Raw genomic sequence first — 2,997 nt, forward strand, 5'->3', positions numbered from 1 at the left:
GTACCCATCTTGCATTCGTACTTGCGGAGGTAACCCCTCATCCGGCGCTTCGCGCCACCTTCTCCCACAAGGGGAGAGGGTAAGAACACCGCAGCCCCCTACTTATTTCTCACGCCACCTCACACATCCCCGGCTTTGCCCCCGCGACCGATTGTCGCTAGAACAGTCCCCGCAACAAAACCCAAACAACAACACAGGGAGAAACATATGCAAAAACTCATCGCCGCCGTCGCGGCCGGTCTTGCTCTCGCCGCCACATCAGGCACGGCCCACGCGCAGATCTCAGACGACGTCGTCAAGATCGGCGTGCTCACGGACATGTCGAGCCTCTATGCGGACGCGACCGGCAAGGGCTCGCTCGCCGCCGTCGAGATGGCGGTTGCCGATTACGGCGCCAAGGTCGCGGGCAAGCCGGTACAGGTGGTCGCCGCCGATCACCAGAACAAGCCCGACGTCGGCGTCAACATCGCCCGCAACTGGTACGACAACGACAAGGTCGACGCGATCTTCGACGTGCCGACATCCTCGGTGGCACTGCCGATCTCGGCGCTGACGCGCGAGAAGAACAAGATCAACATCAACTCCGGCGGCGGGTCATCGGATATCACCGGCGTCGCCTGCTCGCCCAACACCGTGCACTGGACCTACGACACCTATGCGCTGTCGAATGTCGCCGGCAAGGCGATGGTGAAGCGCGGCGAGGACACCTGGTTCTTCGTCACCGCCGACTACGCCTTCGGCATGGCGCTGCAGCGCGACGCCGCCAACGTGGTCAAGGAGAGCGGCGGCAAGGTGCTCGGCGAGGTCCGCCATCCGCTCAATTCCTCGGACTTCTCGTCCTTCCTGCTGCAGGCCCAGGCCTCCAAGGCCAAGGTGGTCGCGCTGGCGAATGCCGGCGGCGATACCACCAACGCGCTGAAGCAGGCGGCCGAATTCGGTCTCGTTCAGGGTGGCCAGAAGATGATCGCGCTGCTCCAGGAGATCACCGACACCCATTCGCTCGGCATCAAGGCGACGCAAGGCCTGATCGTCACCGACGCGTTCTACTGGGACATGAACGAGGAGACGCGCGCCTTCTCGAAGCGGTTCAACGAGAAGGTCGGTCATATGCCGACCATGATCCAGGCCGGTCTCTACTCGGCGACCATGCACTATCTGAAGGCGATCGAGGCCATCAAGACCGACGAGGCGCCGAAGGTGATGGAGCAGATGCGCAAAACCCCGGTCAACGACTTCTTCGCCAGGAACGGCAAGATCCGCATCGACGGCCGCATGGTGCACGACATGTATCTGTTCGAGGTGAAGAAGCCGGAGGAGTCCAAGGGTGAGTGGGACCTCTACAAGCTGATCGCCACCGTCCCCGGCGACGAAGCCTTCCGTCCCCTCGACAAGGGCGGCTGCCCGCTGGTGACGCACTGAACGTCTTCTCCCTCTCCCCGCTTGCGGGGAGAGGATTGGGGTGAGGGGGAGTCTCCGCGGGGACGGCGCCAGTTGGGCTCGTCGAGACTCCCCCTCACCCGGATTGCATCTTCGATGCAATCCGACCTCTCCCCGCAAGCGGGGAGAGGGAGAAGACGTTCAGTGCGTCACCAGCGGGCAGCCGCCCTTGTCGAGGGGACGGAAGGCTTCGTCGCCGGGGACGGTGGCGATCAGCTTGTAGAGGTCCCACTCACCCTTGGACTCCTCCGGCTTCTTCACCTCGAACAGATACATGTCGTGCACCATGCGGCCGTCGATGCGGATCTTGCCGTTCCTGGCGAAGAAGTCGTTGACCGGGGTTTTGCGCATCTGCTCCATCACCTTCGGCGCCTCGTCGGTCTTGATGGCCTCGATCGCCTTCAGATAGTGCATGGTCGCCGAGTAGAGACCGGCCTGGATCATGGTCGGCATATGACCGACCTTCTCGTTGAACCGCTTCGAGAAGGCGCGCGTCTCCTCGTTCATGTCCCAGTAGAACGCGTCGGTGACGATCAGGCCTTGCGTCGCCTTGATGCCGAGCGAATGGGTGTCGGTGATCTCCTGGAGCAGCGCGATCATCTTCTGGCCACCCTGAACGAGACCGAATTCGGCCGCCTGCTTCAGCGCGTTGGTGGTATCGCCGCCGGCATTCGCCAGCGCGACCACCTTGGCCTTGGAGGCCTGGGCCTGCAGCAGGAAGGACGAGAAGTCCGAGGAATTGAGCGGATGGCGGACCTCGCCGAGCACCTTGCCGCCGCTCTCCTTGACCACGTTGGCGGCGTCGCGCTGCAGCGCCATGCCGAAGGCGTAGTCGGCGGTGACGAAGAACCAGGTGTCCTCGCCGCGCTTCACCATCGCCTTGCCGGCGACATTCGACAGCGCATAGGTGTCGTAGGTCCAGTGCACGGTGTTGGGCGAGCAGGCGACGCCGGTGATATCCGATGACCCGCCGCCGGAGTTGATGTTGATCTTGTTCTTCTCGCGCGTCAGCGCCGAGATCGGCAGTGCCACCGAGGATGTCGGCACGTCGAAGATCGCGTCGACCTTGTCGTTGTCGTACCAGTTGCGGGCGATGTTGACGCCGACGTCGGGCTTGTTCTGGTGATCGGCGGCGACCACCTGTACCGGCTTGCCCGCGACCTTGGCGCCGTAATCGGCAACCGCCATCTCGACGGCGGCGAGCGAGCCCTTGCCGGTCGCGTCCGCATAGAGGCTCGACATGTCCGTGAGCACGCCGATCTTGACGACGTCGTCTGAGATCTGCGCGTGGGCCGTGCCTGATGTGGCGGCGAGAGCAAGACCGGCCGCGACGGCGGCGATGAGTTTTTGCATATGTTTCTCCCTGTGTTGTTGTTTGGGTTTTGTTGCGGGGACTGTTCTAGCGACAATCGGTCGCGGGGGCAAAGCCGGGGATGTGTGAGGTGGCGTGAGAAATAAGTAGGGGGCTGCGGTGTTCTTACCCTCTCCCCTTGTGGGAGAAGGTGGCGCGAAGCGCCGGATGAGGGGTTACCTCCGCAAGTACGAATGCAAGATGGGTAC

2 protein-coding genes are annotated in these 2,997 nt (G+C 63.0%); one reads left to right on the forward strand and one right to left on the reverse strand.

Going from position 1 to position 2,997, the window contains the following annotated elements:
• Positions 1-207: 207 nt before the first annotated feature.
• Positions 208-1,419, forward strand: a complete 1,212-nt coding sequence (locus tag AC0L3X_RS46800) for an ABC transporter substrate-binding protein (RefSeq protein ID WP_028156330.1) — start codon at positions 208-210, stop codon at positions 1,417-1,419.
• A gap of 159 nt (positions 1,420-1,578) precedes the next feature.
• Here the strand turns inward: AC0L3X_RS46800 and AC0L3X_RS46805 are convergent, their stop codons facing one another.
• A complete protein-coding gene (locus AC0L3X_RS46805) occupies positions 1,579-2,790 on the reverse strand; it encodes an ABC transporter substrate-binding protein (protein ID WP_028156330.1) in 1,212 nt (403 codons plus the stop codon).
• Positions 2,791-2,997: the final 207 nt, after the last annotated feature.

The organism is Bradyrhizobium sp. MI1.7, assembly GCF_055811795.1.

What these genes read in the sequence shown, in the direction of transcription:
- AC0L3X_RS46800 (WP_028156330.1), top strand. Translation starts at nt 208, where the DNA reads ATGCAAAAACTCATCGCCGCCGTCGCGGCCGGTCTTGCTCTCGCCGCC.
- AC0L3X_RS46805 (WP_028156330.1), bottom strand. Translation starts at nt 2,790, where the DNA reads ATGCAAAAACTCATCGCCGCCGTCGCGGCCGGTCTTGCTCTCGCCGCC.